Here is a 17,401-nt window from a genome sequence, read left to right as displayed (position 1 = left end):
CCCAGACTACATTCTTATTATGAATAAAGTAATTACGATAACTGCAAATCCAACCATAATACCGATATCCCTTGGTCCAATTTTTAGTTCACGTAATTTACTGCGCCCTTCTCCTCCTTGATATCCACGCGCTTCCATAGCCATTGCCAGATCTTCTGCACGTTTAAATGCACTTACAAATAGCGGAACCAGTAATGGAATGACCGCCATCACACGATCTTTAATCGGACCTGTACGAAAATCAACACCGCGTGATGCTTGTGCGCGAGAGATTTTATCTGTCTCTTGCATTAATGTCGGAATAAAACGCAATGAAATAGACATCATTAATGCTAGTTCATGTACGGGGAACTTTACCTTTTTTAAAGGATGAAGCATATCCTCTACAGCATCTGTAATCTCTATAGGTGTTGTCGTTAGCGTTAATAGTGACGTTACTAATATCAACAGAAAGAAACGCAATGAAATCGCAAAACCTTGAATAAGCCCGCCTGAATAGATTTCTATAAACCAAAAGTCTAAAAGTAATGTACCTTCCTTTGTCACGAATAAGTGTAGAATAAATGTAAAAACAATTAAAAACCAAACTGGTATTAATCCTTTTGCGACAAATCGTATTGGCACTCGTGAAGAAAACATACATAAAAGTGCAAACGCAGTTAATAAACTATAGCTCGGAACATTATTGGCGAAAAAAACGATAAAAACGAAAAAGAATACGATCGTTATTTTCGTACGTGGATCTAAACGATGTACGATGGAGTTTCCTGGAACGTATTGACCGATAATTAAAGCATTATTCATGTCGGCCACCTTCCAATCTCCGCTTCATCTCTGCAGCTATATCTACAATAGATTCGTTTTGATATACAAGATTATCATTAAAACGATGATTATATTTATCTATAAAGTCAATAACTTCTGGGGTGTCCAATTGAACTTGTTGAAGATTTTCCCTTTGTCTCAGCACTTCAAGAGGTTTTCCCTCCATAAATTTCTTCCCTTTATTCAGGATTATTACTTTATCCGCATACTTGAGCGCATCTTCCATATTGTGTGTAACGAATATTGTTGTTAAATTTTGCTTCTGATGTATGTCATTGAACATGTTCATCATTTCTTTCTGTCCACGTGGATCTAAACCTGCAGTTGGTTCGTCCAATACTAATACTTTTGGTTTCATCGCCAGTACTCCTGCAATGGCAACACGACGCTTCTGCCCACCACTTAAATCAAATGGGGACCGTTCTAGCACCGAATCAGGTAAGCCCACCGAAGGCAATATTGAAGCAATACGTTTCTTGATTTCTTGTTCGTTTACACCAAAGTTTTGTGGACCAAACGCAATATCCTTATATACCGTCTCTTCAAACAGTTGATGCTCGGGATATTGAAAAACGACTCCTACTTTACTGCGTAGATTTCGGATATCTTTTGGTTTTCCTTCTTGGTTAAGAACAAAATCTCCGACCCGCACTTCGCCACGAGACGGAATGGTTAAACCATTCAAATGTTGTATCAGTGTAGATTTACCTGAACCTGTATGTCCAATAATAGCTACAAAGGAGCCAGATTCGATGGTAAAGTTTAAATCCTCTATAGCTCGATGTTCAAAAGGTGTATTTTCTTGATATATATAGCTTACATTCTTGAATGATATGTCCATAGTTCCTCCAACAGTTCCTCATGACTTAACGGTGAATTTTCAATTGCGACTCCGTTGCTACGGAATGCATCGCTTAAATGCGCCACAAAAGGAACATCCAATCCGATTTCCCGAAGCGCTTCTTTTCTTTTGAATAGTTGGCTTGGAGTTGTCTCATCCCATCGTTCTCCATTATTCATAACAATTACACGATCAGCTCGAGTTATTTCTTGTAAATCATGTGTAATTGTAATCAACGACAATCCTTGTGAATCTTGAATCGAGTTTACGGTCTGCATAATTTCTTTTCTGCCTATTGGATCTAGCATTGCGGTCGCTTCATCTAATATTAGTATCTTGGGTGAAATAGCTAATACACTTGCAATAGCGACACGCTGTTTTTGTCCACCCGATAAACGATGAGGCTCCGTTAGCAGATAATCTTGCATACGAACAGCTTGTAAGGTTTCATCGATTCTCTTTTTCATGATTTCTCTTGGAATTCCCCGATTCTCCATCCCAAAAGCAACATCGTCTTGAACAGTTGCACCAACAAACTGGTTTTCAGGATTTTGAAACACCATACCAACTTCTTTTCGAATGTCCCATATCGAATTTTCATCTACTTTAGTACCGTCTATATAAATTTCCCCTTCTTGTGGGAATAGCAATCCATTTAAAAGCTTCGCGATCGTCGATTTCCCAGAACCATTATGGCCAATAATAGCTAGCCATTCATCTTCATAAATTTCAAAAGAGCAATTCTTTAATACCCATGGTCCTTCTTCGTCATAACGAAACGACACATTTCTAAACTCTACTATTTTATGACTCATCTATAAGCCTCCTCTAATACCTCAGCAACCGTATGATGCCTTTACTCAACTAGCACTACTATGCGTCCGGTAATTATTATAACATCGGGGGATTAATCTGTGGAATGACACATTTGGGGTTAGTAATGAAAAGCTTAGCGTAGTTCAAACAGCCATCAAAATTCATTTGTTCCTATTGATTAAGCTTCGATTTATTATATAACTCTACTTGTAAAAGTCCAGTCGATATAATGGGTAATAGAAAAAATAAAGATTCTATGTAGAAACAGCTTAGTTCTTCCTTCGAAATGGTTGTTAGAGCTTATTTAAAAAATACTAATTGTAAATCACATAATTATATCTACAAAAAAAGGGCTTGGATTAACCTCTGAGAGAGATTGAGTCCTGCCCCTTGCCGCATGTAGAGTAGATTAAACCAATTCGATGATTGCCATTTTAGCGCCATCGCCTTGGCGTTCATTAAGTTTAAGAACGCGTGTGTATCCACCTTGTCTATCTTCATAGCGTGCAGCAACATCATCAAATAACTTTTGAATAACGTTGTTGTCTTCATCAGCTTCTTTGTTGTATAAGAATGCTGCAGCTTGACGACGAGCATGTAAATCGCCACGTTTTCCTAGCGTAATCATTTTTTCTACAACCGATTTTAACTCTTTCGCTTTTGCTTCTGTTGTTTCAATCCGTTCATGAATAATCAAATCAGATGCAAGGTTGCGAAGAAGAGCCATACGACTGTCTGTTTTACGTCCTAACTTTCTAGCCACGGACTATCCCTCCCTTTTTCGAAACTCTAAAGGTGACTGGTTGGATCAGTCATCATCTCGTAGACCTAATCCTAGGTCTTCTAATTTTACTTTTACTTCTTCTAAAGATTTACGTCCTAAATTACGAACTTTCATCATATCTTCTTCTGACTTATTCGCAAGTTCTTGAACCGTGTTGATTCCAGCACGTTTCAAGCAGTTGTAAGATCTAACAGATAGATCAAGTTCTTCGATGGTCATTTCCATAACCTTCTCTTTTTGATCCTCTTCTTTTTCCACCATGATTTCGGCATTTTGTGCTTCATCTGTTAAACCTACAAAAATATTAAGATGTTCTGTGATGATTTTGGCACCTAAAGAAACAGCTTCTTCAGGACGAATGCTTCCATCCGTAGATACATCCAATGTTAATTTATCATAGTTTGCCACTTGACCTACACGAGTGTTTTCCACTTGATAAGTCACGCGCGAAACAGGTGTGAAGATGGAGTCGATCGGAATGACACCGATTGGTTGATCATCACTTTTGTTCTCTTCTGCTGGACGATAACCACGGCCTCGCTCTGCAATAAGCTTCATATGAAGATTGCCTTTGCTGTTAAGCGTTGCAATATGCAAATCCGGGTTCATTACTTCCACATCACTGTCATATGTTAAGTCTGCAGCAGTTACAGCACCTTCACCTTGAACATCAATTTCTAATGTCTTTGGTTCTTCAGAGTAAATTTTTAGAGCTAGTTTCTTAAGATTGAGGATAATTGTTGTAACATCTTCTACAACACCTTCAACTGTTGAAAACTCATGTAAAGCTCCATCAATTTGTACTGTGGTTACAGCAGCACCTGGCAGTGAGGATAATAAGATACGACGCAAGGAGTTTCCAAGTGTGGCACCATATCCACGTTCAAGCGGTTCAACCACGAATTTTCCAAATGTAGCATTCTCGCTAATTTCAACCGTTTCAATCTTTGGCTTTTCGATTTCGATCATTCCATAAACCCTCCTTTAAAACGTCGAAACCCCGGCTAGACATATGGTCTAACCGAAATTCCTCAAATAAGGCAGTTGGCGTTTCTGCGCTACCTGTATTTCTTTCGTACGATCTGTCTCGGATGTCGTTAATTTAATCCATATAACTTATAAACCGTTAAGCTCTATCATCCATTATAGACAGGGTGACAAATTCTATACGGTATAATTAAACACGACGACGTTTTGGTGGGCGGCAACCATTATGAGGTACTGGAGTTACATCAACAATAGCTGTAACTTCTAGACCAGCAGCCTGTAAAGAACGGATTGCAGCTTCACGTCCTGCACCAGGGCCTTTAACAGTTACTTCTAAAGTTTTCATTCCGTTTTCGATAGCAGACTTAGCTGCTGTTTCAGCTGCCATTTGAGCTGCGAACGGAGTTGATTTTTTTGAACCTTTAAAACCTAATGCACCAGATGAACTCCATCCAATAGCATTACCGCGAGTATCCGTAATTGTAACAATTGTATTGTTAAAAGTAGAACGGATATGAGCAATACCAGATTCTATATTCTTTTTCACACGACGTTTACGTGTATTCGTTTTACGTGCCATTCGTTAGCTTACCTCCTTACATTACTTTTTCTTGTTAGCCATTGTCTTACGTGGGCCTTTACGAGTACGAGAGTTGTTCTTTGTTTTTTGACCACGAACTGGTAATCCGCGACGGTGACGAATTCCGCGATAAGAACCGATTTCGATCAAACGTTTGATGTTTAATGACACTTCACGGCGTAAATCACCTTCAGTGTTGTATTGACCAACTGCTTGACGGATTCTACCTAATTCATCTTCGGTTAAGTCACGTACACGAGTGTCCTCAGAAACGCCTGCTTCTTTAAGGATTTGTTGTGCAGTAGTTTTTCCTACTCCATAGATATAAGTTAAAGAAATTACTACACGTTTATCACGTGGAATATCAATACCTGCAATACGTGCCATAGCTTAGTAGCACCTCCTGTTTATTAGCCTTGTTTTTGCTTGTGTTTCGGATTTTCACAAATCACCATTACTTTACCTTTGCGTTTGATGACTTTGCATTTCTCGCAAATTGGTTTTACTGATGCTCTTACCTTCATCATCATTACCTCCTTTTATATCGGAGCTCGTTTATTTATAACGGTACGTAATTCGTCCTCTGGTTAAATCATACGGAGAAAGTTCAACCGTTACTTTATCGCCTGGTAAAATGCGAATAAAGTGCATACGGATTTTACCAGATACATGCGCCAAAACTGTATGGCCATTCTCAAGCTCTACTTTAAACATCGCATTTGGCAATGTATCTGTTACTGTACCTTCTACTTCAATAACATCATCTTTCGCCATCGTGTGATCTCCCTTCTTCAAATCAGTCACAACCTTATCTACATTAGGACAAACCGTAACTTCCTATTTGTGACACGACCAGTTTCTAGAAGGCTGTATGGTTTCACGGGGAAACACAGCAAGTTACTCTGTGCTGCTCCATCTTCTTTATATGGTCGATCGACTTCACGCTATCCCCGTCGGCCAGCAGCAGGACAAACCGGTCGTTCACAATCATAAAATGAATTGTGTACTGACCTAAAGCCAGTTCCTGCTTCATACGCACAAACTGACCCTACTCGGAATCGATTTGTCATCGTATATCAGCGCTAACCATCACTTAGGCAATCGTTAGTATTTATATCAAGGTTGAATAACCAATCATTTCTGTTACTACTTCCTAAGCAATACACATTACTTATTTCATTATAACTTTTCAGTACTAGAAATGCATCTAAACTGAATAGTAGATAATAAGTGAATTATTTTTTCTCTAAAATGGATTCAATATCTTGGAAAACAACATTGATATCTCGATCTCCGTTTACTTTCACAAGATAACCTTTATCTTGATAAAAATCAAGTAATGGTTGTGTTTGCTCTATATTAACAGCTAAACGGTTTTTAACTGTTTCTGGTTGGTCATCATCTCGCTGAATTAACTGGGAGCCATCTTTATCACAGATGCCTTCCTCTTTAGGAGGGTTATACACCACATGATAAGCTGTTCCGCAAGTCGGACAAATTCTCCGTCCAGTTAAACGCTCTACCAATTTTTCTTCTGGTACATCCACATGGATGACATAATCTATTGACTTACCTAGGTCAGACAGTAGATTTTGTAATTCTTCTGCTTGTCGAGTTGTGCGAGGGAATCCATCTAAAAGGAAACCATTTGCACAATCGTCCATCGCTAGGCGTTCCTTAACAATCCCAACAGTAACTTCATCTGGAACAAGATCACCTTGATCCATAAATTCCTTTGCTTTTTTACCGAGTTCAGTGCCCTCTTTAATAGCTAATCGGAACATATCTCCTGTTGAAATATGAGGGATGTTATATTTTTCATTAATTTTTGCAGCCTGTGTGCCTTTACCAGCACCAGGTAAGCCCATCAAAATCAAATTCAATTGCTTCCCCTCGCTTTTGTTGGCTTCTTCAGTTACTTAATGAATCCTTTGTAGTGACGCTTCACGAGCTGTCCTTCTAATTGTTTCATTGTTTGTAATGCAACACCTACAACGATTAGTAAGCTTGTGCCGCCAATTTGTACTGCAGAAGGTAGATTCGCAAGACTACCTAAGATCATCGGGAATACAGAGACAACCGCTAAGAACAGTGCGCCAACAAAAGTTAATCTGTTAATCACGCGAGTCAAGTATTCTTCCGTATTATGACCCGGACGAATTCCTGGAATATATCCACCTTGTTTTTGTAGATTCTCAGACATTTGCTCTGGATTAACCTGAACAAATGTATAGAAATATGTGAAAGCAATTATCATCGCTACATAGATGACCATTCCCACAGGGGAAGTATAATCAAATGTTCTAGTGATGAAATCTGCTACTTGATTCCCTTCAAAGAAACCAGCAATTGTCGTCGGTGCCATCATAAATGCAATTGCAAAGATTACTGGAATAACCCCTGCAGCATTCACCTTAATTGGTAGGTGAGTAGATTGGCCACCTACTGGCGAACGATTCACTAGCTTTTTAGCATATTGAACCGGAATCTTACGCAATGCTTGGTTTACAAAAATAACTCCAACTGTTACAGCAACTGCTACTAGAGCAATCAGGGCAACAATAACGATGTTAATAAACAAATCATTTCCAGGATTAGAGAAATACTGGGAGTATAACTGTCCTACACCGTTAGGAACTGCGGCTACGATACCAGCGAAGATAATGATAGAAATACCATTACCTACTCCATGTGCTGTAATTTGTTCACCCATCCACATAAGGAATGCCGTACCACCTGTAAGAACGATCGCAATCGTTAAGAATTTCATAACATTAGGGTCTGCAATTAACATGCCGCCTGCCATCGCATTGAAACCGACTGACATCGCAATTGCTTGAACGAAAGCAAGAACAATTGTCCCGTAACGAGTTACTTGAGCAATTTTCTTACGTCCCATTTCCCCTTGTTTCTTCCATTCTGCAAACTTAGGTACTACATCCATTTGCAGTAGCTGCATGATGATGGATGCTGTAATATAAGGCATTATCCCCATCGCAAAGATAGAAAAGTTCTGCAAGGCTCCACCACCAAATGTGTTTAAGAAGCCAAATACATTTTGCTCGTTCATAAAGTCGATTGCTGCTTTATCCGTAAATGGTACAGGAATAAACGTACCGAACCGGAATACAATCAACATTAATAATGTGAAAATGATTTTATTTCTAATATCAGCTACGCGCATAAAATTGGAGAGTGTACGAAACAAATTAAATCACCTCAGATTGACCGCCCGCTGTCTCAATCGCTTCTTTTGCGGAAGCGGAGAACTTATGAGCTTTTACTGTTAGTTTCTTTTCTAAAGTACCTTTACCAAGTATCTTAATTCCAGCATTTAGTTTGCTAACGACACCTGTCTCTAGTAATAGCTCTGGTGTGATTTCAGTGCCTTCCTCAAAACGATTTAACGTATCAAGGTTAACAATTGCGTACTCTTTACGATTCACATTGGTGAATCCGCGCTTAGGTAGACGTTGGAATAAAGGCATTTGACCACCTTCAAATCCTGGACGTACACCGCCGCCTGAACGTGCTTTTTGTCCTTTGTGTCCACGGCCGGAAGTTTTTCCGTTACCAGAAGACATGCCTCGACCAACACGATTTCTCTCTTTACGAGTTCCTTCTGCTGCCTTCAATTCATGAAGTTTCATGCGAGCACCTCCTCTTTACACTAATGATTAATTAAACTTCTTTAACTGTCAATAAGTGGGACACTCTGTTTACCATACCACGAACGGCTGGAGTATCTTCACGTACAACGGATTGACGAATTTTCTTTAACCCTAAAGCTTCGACTGTTTTCTTTTGAACATCAGTGCCACCGATGACACTGCGAGTGAGGGTTATTTCCAACTTTTTAGCCATAGTGTTTCCCTCCTTATCCTAACAGTTCTTCAACAGACTTTCCACGTAATTTAGCTACGTCCTCAGCTGTCTTCAAGTTTGTTAATCCGTTTAAAGTAGCACGGATCATATTGATTGGTGTGTTAGATCCTAATGATTTTGTTAGGATGTCACCTACACCAGCTAATTCTAAGATTGCACGAACTGGTCCACCAGAGATAACTCCAGTACCCTCTGCAGCTGGTTTCATTAATACGTTACCAGAACCAAACTGTCCGTGAATTTCATGTGGAATTGTAGTACCAACGATTGGTACAGTAATTAAGTTTTTCTTCGCATCATCTACAGCTTTTTTAATAGCTTCTGGAACTTCTTGTGCTTTACCAGTACCAAAACCTACATGACCGTTTTTGTCACCAACAACAACAAGTGCTGCAAAGCGGAAACGACGTCCACCTTTAACAACCTTTGCGACACGGTTTACCGTAACAACGCGTTCTTCAAGATCTAATTTGTTCGGATCAATGTTAGTGTTCATACAATGGTTACCTCCTTTATCTTTTAAAATTCAAGACCTTCCTCGCGGGCAGCCTCTGCCAATGCTTTGATGCGGCCATGATATAAATATCCTCCACGATCAAAAACAACTGATTTGTAACCTTTATCGATAGCACGTTTCGCAATCGCTGCGCCAACTTGCTTAGCAGATTCAACGTTTCCTCCGTCGATCCCTAGCTCTTTATCAGCAGTAGAAGCACTTGCAACAGTAACACCTGCGATATCATCGATCAATTGAGCGTAAATGTTCTTATTAGAACGGTATACGTTTAAACGAGGACGTTCCGCTGTTCCTGAAAGTGTTCTACGTACACGATTATGACGTTTTTTACGAATGACATTTTTGTCAGGTTTTGTAATCATCTGGGTCACTCCTTTCTCGCCTAACTAAGCTTACTTAGCAGTTTTACCTTCTTTACGACGTACATATTCATCCGCATAGCGAATACCTTTACCTTTATAAGGCTCTGGTGGACGGATTGCACGAATATTCGCTGCAATTGCACCTACTAATTCTTTGTCGATACCTTTAACAGTAATCTGTGTGTTTTTAGGAACTTCGATTTCAATACCGTCGATTGCTTCAAGTTCTACAGGGTGAGAATAACCAGCGTTAATTACAGTTTTGTTACCTTGCTTTTGCGCGCGGTAACCAACACCGTTAATTTCCAATGATTTTTCAAAACCTTTACTTACACCAATTACCATATTGTTGATCAAGCTACGAGTTGTACCGTGTAAAGCACGGTGCTCTTTATGATCACTTGGGCGTTCAACTGTTAGTACATTATCTTCAATATTGATTTTCATATCAGGATGTAGATCTCTACTTAATTCGCCTTTAGGGCCTTTAACAGTGATTGTGTTGTTATCAAACTTAAGCTCTACACCTTCAGGAATCTCTACAGGTTTCAATCCTACACGAGACATACCTAGCACCTCCTCATTTAAAAATTAGTGATTACCAAACGTACGCTAGTACTTCGCCACCAACAGCTTGAGAGCGTGCTTCTTTGTCAGAAAGCAGACCGTTAGATGTTGATACGATTGCAATACCTAAACCGTTAAGTACACGTGGAACTTCATCAGCTTTGGCATAAACACGTAAACCTGGTTTACTAATACGTTTGATACCTGAAATTACTTTTTCTTCATTTGCGCTATATTTTAAGAAGATACGCAATACACCTTGTTTGTTGTCTTCGATTAACTCGTAATCTTTAACAAACCCTTCACGCTTAAGGATATCAGCGATATCTTTTTTAATATTTGAAGCAGGAAGCTCTAGCTTCTCATGTTTTACCATGTTTGCATTACGAATACGAGTAAGCATATCTGCAATTGGATCTGTCATAACCATTACTAATTACCTCCTTCCCGAATCGGGGTTTACCAACTTGCTTTTTTGACACCAGGAATTTGACCTTTATAGGCAAGTTCACGGAAACAAATACGGCAAAGTTTAAATTTACGAATTACTGAATGTGGACGTCCGCAGCGTTCGCAACGAGTGTACTCTTGCACTTTGAATTTTTGCGGGCGTTTTTGTTTCGCAATCATTGATTTTTTAGCCACAATTTTCCCTCCTTGTATTAGCTTTTAGCTTATTTTTGGAAAGGCATGCCTAGCTGAGCTAAAAGTTCACGAGCTTCTTCGTCAGTGTTGGAAGTTGTTACTACAACGATATCCATACCACGAATTTTGCTTACCTTATCATAATTAATTTCTGGGAAAATCAATTGTTCTTTCACACCTAGAGTGTAGTTTCCACGACCGTCGAAAGCTTTCTTAGAGATACCACGGAAGTCACGAACACGTGGAAGAGAAACTGCAACTAGTTTTTGCAAGAACTCATACATACGCTCACCACGAAGAGTTACTTTTGCACCGATTGGCATTCCTTCACGTAGACGGAATCCAGCGATAGACTTCTTCGCACGAGTGATCAATGGTTTTTGACCAGAAATTAGAGAAAGTTCTTCTACAGCACTATCTAATGCTTTAGAGTTTTGAACAGCATCACCAACACCCATGTTAATAATGATTTTTTCGATTTTTGGTACTTCCATTACGGAATTGTAATTAAATTTATCCATTAAAGATGACACGATTTCATCTTGATATTTCTGTTTCAATTCGTTCATAGTGTAGCCCTCCTTTCACAGACAACTTATTTATCTAATGCTTCACCGGATTTTTTAGCGATGCGGATTTTCTTACCATCTTTCACTTCGTATCCAACACGAGTTGGTTCACCGGATTTCGGATCAATTGGTAATACATTAGAGACATGAATTGGAGCTTCGATGTTAAGAATTCCACCTTGTGGATTCTCTTGAGAAGGCTTCGCGTGTTTTTGAACCATGTTGATGCCTTCTACTAATACGCGCTCATTCTTCGGAAATGCTTCTAATACAGTACCTTCCTTACCACGGTCTTTCCCGGATAGTACTTTAACTTTATCACCTTTTTTTACATGCATGCTTTACGCACCTCCTTGACAAGGTAATTCTTTCTTATAAAACTTCTGGAGCTAGAGATACGATTTTCATGAATTGAGCTTCACGTAATTCACGTGCAACCGGTCCGAAGATACGAGTTCCTCTTGGACTTTTATCATCACGAATAATTACGGCAGCATTTTCATCAAAACGAATGTATGAACCATCTTTACGGCGTGCACCAGATTTAGAACGAACGATAACTGCTTTAACAACTTCACCTTTTTTGACAACGCCGCCTGGTGTTGCTTGTTTCACCGTGCAAACAATTACATCACCAATGTTAGCAGTTTTACGACCAGATCCACCTAATACTTTGATGGTTAATACTTCACGAGCACCAGAGTTATCTGCAACTTTTAAACGAGTTTCTTGTTGAATCATAACGCTGTGACCTCCCTTCGGAATCCTTCCGAGCGAACTTTAATTATATAATTACCGCTTCTTCCGTAACTTCTACTAAACGGAAACGTTTTGTAGCTGATAACGGACGAGTTTCCATGATACGAACTACATCACCATTTTTAGCAACATTGTTTTCATCATGTGTTTTGAATTTTTTAGAATACTTAACACGTTTTCCATATAACTTATGGAATTTATACGTCTCAACTAAAACAGTTATTGTTTTATCCATTTTGTCAGAAACGACACGGCCAGTATAAACTTTACGATCATTACGTTCAGTCATTGAGGCTAACCTCCTCTCTGTAGAATCAGTTATTTACGCTTAATTCGCGTTGGCGAATAACAGTTTTCATACGAGCAATTGATTTACGAACTTCACGGATGCGTGCAGTGTTTTCCAATTGGCCAGTAGCTAGTTGGAAACGTAAATTAAATAACTCTTCTTTTAAAGATTTTACTTTTTGTTCAATTTCGGCAGTGGTTAGATCTCTTATTTCATTAGCCTTCATTGCTTTCACCACCAATTTCTTCACGTTTTACGAATTTTGTTTTTACAGGTAGTTTGTGGGAAGCAAGACGTAATGCTTCACGAGCAACCTCTTCCGATACACCTGCGATTTCAAACATAATCTTTCCTGGTTTTACAACTGCTACCCATCCCTCAGGAGCACCTTTACCAGAACCCATTCGAACTTCTAAAGGCTTAGCTGTGTATGGTTTGTCTGGGAAAATTTTGATCCAAACTTTACCACCACGTTTCATGTAACGAGTCATTGCGATACGAGCAGCCTCGATTTGGCGACTTGTAATCCAAGAAGCTTCAGTAGCTTGTAAGCCATACTCACCAAAAGCAACGGTAGTTCCACCTTTTGCTTGGCCTCTCATTTTACCACGATGTTGTCTACGATATTTAACACGTTTAGGCATTAACATAGTAATGAGCCCCCTCCTTTACTTATTAGTTTTAGTTGGAAGGACTTCTCCACGATAGATCCATACTTTAACGCCTAGTTTACCGTACGTAGTATCAGCTTCTGCTGTACCATAGTCAATATCTGCACGTAAAGTATGAAGTGGCACTGTACCTTCACTGTAGTGTTCCGCACGAGCGATATCTGCACCGCCAAGACGTCCGGATACTTGTGTTTTAATTCCTTTTGCTCCTCCACGCATTGCACGTTGGATAGCTTGCTTTTGAGCACGACGGAAAGAAATACGATTTTCTAATTGACGAGCAATGCTATCAGCAACCAATGTTGCATCTAAATCAACTTTCTTGATTTCTACAATATTGATGTGAACTCGTTTGCCAGTCAAGTTGTTTAATGATTTACGTAAAGCTTCTACTTCAGAACCGCCTTTACCAATTACCATTCCTGGTTTACCAGTATGGATCGTAATGTTTACACGGTTTGCAGCACGCTCGATTTCAATAGAAGAAACAGCAGCTGTGCTTAGACGATTTTCAAGATATTCTCTGATTTTAATATCTTCATGTAGCAAGTCTGCATAGTCTTTGCCAGCATACCATTTAGACTCCCAGTCTTTAATGATACCTACGCGAAGACCCGTTGGATTTATTTTTTGACCCACTGACTATCCCTCCTTCTTTTCAGTTACCACAACTGTAATGTGGCTTGTGCGCTTGTTAATTCTGCTTGCGCGTCCTTGAGCACGTGGACGGAAACGTTTCAATGTAGCACCCTCATTTACGAATGCTTCTGAAATGATAAGACTGTCTGCGTCCATTTCATAGTTGTGTTCTGCATTTGCGATTGCAGATTTTAATACTTTTTCTACGACTGGAGAAGCTCCACGCTGTGTATGATTTAAAATAGCGATTGCTTCGCCAACCTCTTTTCCTCGAATTAGATCTACAACTAAACGAACCTTACGAGGAGCAATACGAACTGATTTCGCAACGGCTTTAGCTTGCATGCCTAGTACCTCCTCTCATTAGCGTTTTGTTTTCTTATCGTCACCAGCGTGTCCTCTATACGTACGAGTTGGTGCGAATTCACCTAATTTATGACCGACCATATCTTCTGTAATATAAACCGGCACATGTTTGCGTCCATCATAAACTGCAATAGTATGACCTACAAATGTTGGGAAAATTGTAGAGCGACGAGACCATGTTTTAATAACTTGTTTCTTGTCGTCTGTGTTAAGCACTTCAATTTTCTTCATTAAATGGTCATCTGCGAAAGGTCCTTTTTTCAAGCTACGACCCATGGATAAGCCTCCTTCCCGGGTTTCGAGACGGGTGTTACTTCCCGTCCGTTACTTTAGTTTATTTTTTACGTTTACGAACGATATACTTATCAGATGGTTTATTACGCTGACGCGTTTTGTAACCAAGTGTTGGTTTGCCCCATGGTGACATTGGTGATTTACGTCCGATTGGAGCACGTCCTTCACCACCACCGTGTGGGTGATCGTTAGGGTTCATAACAGAACCACGTACTGTTGGACGAACACCTTTCCAACGAGAACGTCCAGCTTTACCTACACGTACTAGTTCATGTTCGATGTTACCAACTTGACCAAGTGTTGCGCGGCAAGTAGATAATACTAAACGAACTTCGCCTGAAGAAAGTCTTACTAAAGTATACTTTTCTTCACGTCCTAGGATTTGAGCTTCTGCACCAGCAGAACGTGCTAATTGTCCACCACGACCTGGTTTTAACTCGATGTTGTGGATAACACTACCTACTGGGATATTTGCAAGTGGTAATGCGTTACCTAACTTAATATCTGCTTTTTCGCCAGACTCAATTTCTTGCCCTACTTTTAGTCCTTTAGGAGCAATGATGTAACGCTTTTCACCGTCAGCATAATGAATCAAAGCGATGTTCGCTGAACGGTTTGGATCATATTCGATTGTAGCAACGCGTCCTGGTATACCATCTTTATCACGTTTGAAATCGATGATACGATATTGACGTTTATGACCGCCGCCTTGATGACGAACCGTTAATTTCCCTTGGTTGTTACGACCGCCGCGTTTTTTAATTGGGCTTAGTAGGGATTTCTCTGGAGTATCTGTAGTAATCTCTGCGAAATCTGACACAGACATATTACGTCTACCATTAGAGGTTGGTTTGAATTTTTTAATCGCCATCGTTGTCCCTCCTTCTCACTGAATATATTTTTTAAGCTTCAAAGAAATCTAGTTCTTTACTGTCTTCTGTTAGTTGAACAACAGCTTTTTTGCGATTCGGGCGATATCCACCGTAACGGCCCATTCGCTTAAATTTACCTTTTTGATTCATTGTGTTTACTTTTTCAACTTTAACACCAAAGATTGTTTCTACAGCATCTTTGATTTCAGTTTTATTTGCTTTTGGGGATACTTCAAACGTATATTTTTTTTCTGCCATTAAATCAGCGGAATGTTCCGTGATGACAGGGCGTTTAATTACATCGCGTAGATCTTTCATTATGCGAGCACCTCCCCTGCTTTTTCAGCTGCATCTTTTGTGATGATCAGCTTGTCATGCGTAAGCAAGTCAAGAATGTTTAATTCTTCAACAGTTAATACTGTAACATTTTGTAGGTTGTTAGCAGAACGAACTACAGTTTCATCTTTCTCAGAAAGAACGATAAGTGCTTTCGCGTCTACTTGAAGACCTTTTAAGATATTTATGATCTCTTTTGTTTTTGGAGCATCAATAGCGATGTTCTCTAAAACAAATAAACTTTCTTCATTTACTTTAGAAGATAATGCAGATCTTAATGCTAAACGACGTACTTTCTTTGGCAATTTGTAGCTGTAGCTACGTGGAGTTGGTCCAAACACAGTTCCACCGCCTACCCATTGTGGTGAGCGAGTTGAACCTTGACGTGCACGACCAGTTCCTTTTTGACGCCATGGTTTACGTCCGCCACCGCGTACATCAGAGCGGTTTTTAACAGCATGAGTACCTTGACGTAATGATGCACGTTGCATAACTACTGCTTCGTGTAGTACATGAGTATTTGGCTCAATTCCAAAAACAGAATCGTTTAACTCGATGTCTCCAACATTGCTTCCGTCTTGTTTTAAAAGTGCTACTTTAGGCATGACATATCCTCCCTTCGTTTGTGTGATTAGTTACCTTTCACTGCACTTGTGATTTTAACGTAAGATTTTTTCGCGCCAGGCACGTTACCTTTAATTAATAGTAGATTCTTGTCAGTATCTACACTTACAACTTCAAGGTTTTGGATCGTTACTTGTTCAGACCCCATATGACCTGGTAGCTTTTTACCTTTGAATACACGCATTGGATCAATTACACCCATTGCACCTGGAGCTCTATGAAAATGAGAACCGTGTGTAGTAGGCCCACGTTGTTGACCATGACGTTTGATTACACCTTGGAAACCTTTCCCTTTAGATGTACCTGTTACGTCAATTTTTTCTCCAGACTCAAAGATGTCAACCTTGATCTCTTGCCCAACTTCAAAGCTATCAACCTCTGCGCCACGGATTTCACGAACGTAGCGCTTAGGGGCAGTGCCTGCTTTCTCAGCATGACCTTTTTCCGCTTTATTAGTACGTGATTCCTTTTTATCAGCAAAACCGATTTGCAACGCTTCGTAACCATCATTTTCTAATGTTTTCTTTTGCAATATAACATTTGGCTCAGCTTCAATTACTGTTACTGGAATTAACTCTCCATTATCAGAGAATAACTGAGTCATGCCGATTTTACGACCTAAGATTCCTTTCGTCATCCGTTACACCTCCTATATTTAGAACGAATTATAATTTAATTTCAATATCTACACCTGATGGTAAGTCTAAACGCATTAGCGCATCAACTGTTTTCGGTGTAGGCTCGAGAATATCGATTAAACGTTTATGTGTGCGCATCTCGAATTGCTCACGAGAGTCTTTGTACTTATGCACTGCACGCAAAACTGTATAAACAGATTTCTCAGTTGGTAATGGAATCGGACCAGACACTTTCGCTCCAGAACGTTTCGCAGTATCCACGATTTTTTCAGCAGATTGATCTAAAATACGATGATCATATGCTTTTAAACGGATTCTGATTTTCTCTTTTGCCATTATTTTCCCTCCTTTATCGCCCATATTCATATAGACATTCTCCGCGGAAATTTCTCGACACCCTCGCCATGGCAAAGGGGCCGGGTGTGCCAACAACCTTCCGCATCAACGCACCAAGTGACCAACATTAATAGTATACTAAAAACTATTGGTCAATGCAAGCTTATTATATGAACACCTATAAGTTTGCACAGTTTTT

Annotated in this window: 32 protein-coding genes; all 32 read right to left on the bottom strand. The window is 39.6% G+C overall.

Annotated elements, in window-relative coordinates; all coding sequences use genetic code 11:
- Nucleotides 1-6 precede the first annotated feature (6 nt).
- Entirely contained in the window at nt 7-804 is a 798-nt protein-coding gene (locus C794_RS00295) for an energy-coupling factor transporter transmembrane component T family protein (protein ID WP_017795142.1), read from the bottom strand.
- Complete coding sequence (locus C794_RS00290; protein ID WP_017795141.1) at nt 797-1,666, bottom strand: energy-coupling factor ABC transporter ATP-binding protein; 870 nt, start codon at nt 1,664-1,666, stop codon at nt 797-799. Before C794_RS00290 ends, C794_RS00295 begins: the two co-directional genes overlap by 8 nt.
- Nucleotides 1,642-2,481, bottom strand: coding sequence for an energy-coupling factor ABC transporter ATP-binding protein (locus C794_RS00285; protein WP_017795140.1), 840 nt, complete (start codon nt 2,479-2,481; stop codon nt 1,642-1,644). Before C794_RS00285 ends, C794_RS00290 begins: the two co-directional genes overlap by 25 nt.
- 410 nt (nt 2,482-2,891) lie before the next feature.
- Nucleotides 2,892-3,245 carry a 50S ribosomal protein L17 gene (rplQ, locus tag C794_RS00280; RefSeq protein ID WP_017795139.1) on the bottom strand — a complete coding sequence of 118 codons (354 nt, stop codon included), beginning with the start codon at nt 3,243-3,245 and terminating at the stop codon, nt 2,892-2,894.
- Nucleotides 3,246-3,290: 45 nt separating this feature from the next.
- Nucleotides 3,291-4,235, bottom strand: coding sequence for a DNA-directed RNA polymerase subunit alpha (locus C794_RS00275; protein ID WP_017795138.1), 945 nt, complete (start codon nt 4,233-4,235; stop codon nt 3,291-3,293).
- 208 nt (nt 4,236-4,443) lie between these two features.
- Nucleotides 4,444-4,833, bottom strand: coding sequence for a 30S ribosomal protein S11 (gene rpsK, locus C794_RS00270; protein WP_017795137.1), 390 nt, complete (start codon nt 4,831-4,833; stop codon nt 4,444-4,446).
- Nucleotides 4,834-4,854: 21 nt separating this feature from the next.
- Nucleotides 4,855-5,220, bottom strand: a complete 366-nt coding sequence (gene rpsM, locus C794_RS00265; protein ID WP_017795136.1) for a 30S ribosomal protein S13 — start codon at nt 5,218-5,220, stop codon at nt 4,855-4,857.
- A 23-nt stretch (nt 5,221-5,243) separates the two neighbouring features.
- Nucleotides 5,244-5,357, bottom strand: coding sequence for a 50S ribosomal protein L36 (rpmJ, locus tag C794_RS00260; RefSeq protein WP_010095733.1), 114 nt, complete (start codon nt 5,355-5,357; stop codon nt 5,244-5,246).
- 31 nt (nt 5,358-5,388) lie between these two features.
- A complete protein-coding gene (gene infA / locus C794_RS00255; protein ID WP_010652072.1) occupies nt 5,389-5,607 on the bottom strand; it encodes a translation initiation factor IF-1 in 219 nt (72 codons plus the stop codon).
- Nucleotides 5,608-6,068: 461 nt separating this feature from the next.
- Nucleotides 6,069-6,716, bottom strand: coding sequence for an adenylate kinase (locus tag C794_RS00250; RefSeq protein WP_011064543.1), 648 nt, complete (start codon nt 6,714-6,716; stop codon nt 6,069-6,071).
- A gap of 32 nt (nt 6,717-6,748) precedes the next feature.
- Entirely contained in the window at nt 6,749-8,041 is a 1,293-nt protein-coding gene (gene secY, locus C794_RS00245; RefSeq protein ID WP_017795134.1) for a preprotein translocase subunit SecY, read from the bottom strand.
- 1 nt (nt 8,042) lies between these two features.
- Entirely contained in the window at nt 8,043-8,483 is a 441-nt protein-coding gene (gene rplO / locus C794_RS00240; RefSeq protein ID WP_011064541.1) for a 50S ribosomal protein L15, read from the bottom strand.
- Nucleotides 8,484-8,514: 31 nt separating this feature from the next.
- Nucleotides 8,515-8,697 carry a 50S ribosomal protein L30 gene (gene rpmD, locus C794_RS00235; RefSeq protein ID WP_017795133.1) on the bottom strand — a complete coding sequence of 61 codons (183 nt, stop codon included), beginning with the start codon at nt 8,695-8,697 and terminating at the stop codon, nt 8,515-8,517.
- 13 nt (nt 8,698-8,710) lie between these two features.
- Complete coding sequence (rpsE, locus tag C794_RS00230; RefSeq protein ID WP_017795132.1) at nt 8,711-9,214, bottom strand: 30S ribosomal protein S5; 504 nt, start codon at nt 9,212-9,214, stop codon at nt 8,711-8,713.
- A gap of 23 nt (nt 9,215-9,237) precedes the next feature.
- Nucleotides 9,238-9,597, bottom strand: a complete 360-nt coding sequence (gene rplR / locus C794_RS00225; RefSeq protein ID WP_017795131.1) for a 50S ribosomal protein L18 — start codon at nt 9,595-9,597, stop codon at nt 9,238-9,240.
- 30 nt (nt 9,598-9,627) lie between these two features.
- Nucleotides 9,628-10,164, bottom strand: coding sequence for a 50S ribosomal protein L6 (gene rplF, locus C794_RS00220; protein WP_017795130.1), 537 nt, complete (start codon nt 10,162-10,164; stop codon nt 9,628-9,630).
- Nucleotides 10,165-10,195: 31 nt separating this feature from the next.
- Complete coding sequence (rpsH, locus tag C794_RS00215; RefSeq protein ID WP_017795129.1) at nt 10,196-10,594, bottom strand: 30S ribosomal protein S8; 399 nt, start codon at nt 10,592-10,594, stop codon at nt 10,196-10,198.
- A gap of 29 nt (nt 10,595-10,623) precedes the next feature.
- Nucleotides 10,624-10,809, bottom strand: a complete 186-nt coding sequence (gene rpsN / locus C794_RS00210; protein WP_011064535.1) for a 30S ribosomal protein S14 — start codon at nt 10,807-10,809, stop codon at nt 10,624-10,626.
- 29 nt (nt 10,810-10,838) lie between these two features.
- Nucleotides 10,839-11,378, bottom strand: a complete 540-nt coding sequence (gene rplE / locus C794_RS00205; protein ID WP_017795128.1) for a 50S ribosomal protein L5 — start codon at nt 11,376-11,378, stop codon at nt 10,839-10,841.
- Nucleotides 11,379-11,404: 26 nt separating this feature from the next.
- Nucleotides 11,405-11,716 (bottom strand): 50S ribosomal protein L24, encoded by a 312-nt coding sequence (gene rplX / locus C794_RS00200; RefSeq protein ID WP_017795127.1) that lies wholly within the window; start codon nt 11,714-11,716, stop codon nt 11,405-11,407.
- Between the two features lie 34 nt (nt 11,717-11,750).
- Entirely contained in the window at nt 11,751-12,119 is a 369-nt protein-coding gene (gene rplN / locus C794_RS00195; RefSeq protein WP_017795126.1) for a 50S ribosomal protein L14, read from the bottom strand.
- A 43-nt stretch (nt 12,120-12,162) separates the two neighbouring features.
- On the bottom strand, nt 12,163-12,426 hold the full coding sequence (gene rpsQ / locus C794_RS00190; protein ID WP_011064531.1) for a 30S ribosomal protein S17: 264 nt from the start codon (nt 12,424-12,426) through the stop codon (nt 12,163-12,165).
- A gap of 25 nt (nt 12,427-12,451) precedes the next feature.
- Nucleotides 12,452-12,652, bottom strand: a complete 201-nt coding sequence (gene rpmC, locus C794_RS00185) for a 50S ribosomal protein L29 (RefSeq protein ID WP_011064530.1) — start codon at nt 12,650-12,652, stop codon at nt 12,452-12,454.
- A complete protein-coding gene (rplP, locus tag C794_RS00180; protein ID WP_011064529.1) occupies nt 12,642-13,076 on the bottom strand; it encodes a 50S ribosomal protein L16 in 435 nt (144 codons plus the stop codon). The genes rpmC and rplP overlap by 11 nt, the downstream gene beginning before the upstream one ends.
- Before the next feature lie 18 nt (nt 13,077-13,094).
- A complete protein-coding gene (rpsC, locus tag C794_RS00175; RefSeq protein ID WP_017795125.1) occupies nt 13,095-13,736 on the bottom strand; it encodes a 30S ribosomal protein S3 in 642 nt (213 codons plus the stop codon).
- A 3-nt stretch (nt 13,737-13,739) separates the two neighbouring features.
- The gene (gene rplV / locus C794_RS00170; protein WP_017795124.1) at nt 13,740-14,081 is read right to left on the bottom strand and encodes a 50S ribosomal protein L22; all 342 of its coding nucleotides are present in this window, start codon (nt 14,079-14,081) and stop codon (nt 13,740-13,742) included.
- Nucleotides 14,082-14,099: 18 nt separating this feature from the next.
- Nucleotides 14,100-14,378 (bottom strand): 30S ribosomal protein S19, encoded by a 279-nt coding sequence (rpsS, locus tag C794_RS00165; RefSeq protein ID WP_017795123.1) that lies wholly within the window; start codon nt 14,376-14,378, stop codon nt 14,100-14,102.
- A gap of 58 nt (nt 14,379-14,436) precedes the next feature.
- Nucleotides 14,437-15,267, bottom strand: coding sequence for a 50S ribosomal protein L2 (gene rplB, locus C794_RS00160; RefSeq protein ID WP_017795122.1), 831 nt, complete (start codon nt 15,265-15,267; stop codon nt 14,437-14,439).
- 31 nt (nt 15,268-15,298) lie between these two features.
- Complete coding sequence (rplW, locus tag C794_RS00155) at nt 15,299-15,586, bottom strand: 50S ribosomal protein L23 (RefSeq protein WP_017795121.1); 288 nt, start codon at nt 15,584-15,586, stop codon at nt 15,299-15,301.
- Complete coding sequence (gene rplD / locus C794_RS00150) at nt 15,586-16,209, bottom strand: 50S ribosomal protein L4 (RefSeq protein ID WP_017795120.1); 624 nt, start codon at nt 16,207-16,209, stop codon at nt 15,586-15,588. The genes rplW and rplD overlap by 1 nt, the downstream gene beginning before the upstream one ends.
- A gap of 26 nt (nt 16,210-16,235) precedes the next feature.
- Nucleotides 16,236-16,865, bottom strand: coding sequence for a 50S ribosomal protein L3 (gene rplC / locus C794_RS00145; RefSeq protein WP_017795119.1), 630 nt, complete (start codon nt 16,863-16,865; stop codon nt 16,236-16,238).
- Between the two features lie 28 nt (nt 16,866-16,893).
- The gene (gene rpsJ, locus C794_RS00140) at nt 16,894-17,202 is read right to left on the bottom strand and encodes a 30S ribosomal protein S10 (protein WP_011064521.1); all 309 of its coding nucleotides are present in this window, start codon (nt 17,200-17,202) and stop codon (nt 16,894-16,896) included.
- Between the last annotated feature and the right edge of the window lie 199 nt (nt 17,203-17,401).

The organism is Oceanobacillus kimchii X50 (genome assembly GCF_000340475.1).
Classification (GTDB): domain Bacteria; phylum Bacillota; class Bacilli; order Bacillales; family Amphibacillaceae; genus Oceanobacillus; species Oceanobacillus kimchii.
The sequence above is the reverse complement of the archived record's forward strand: the minus strand, read 5'-3'. Positions and strand labels throughout refer to the sequence as shown.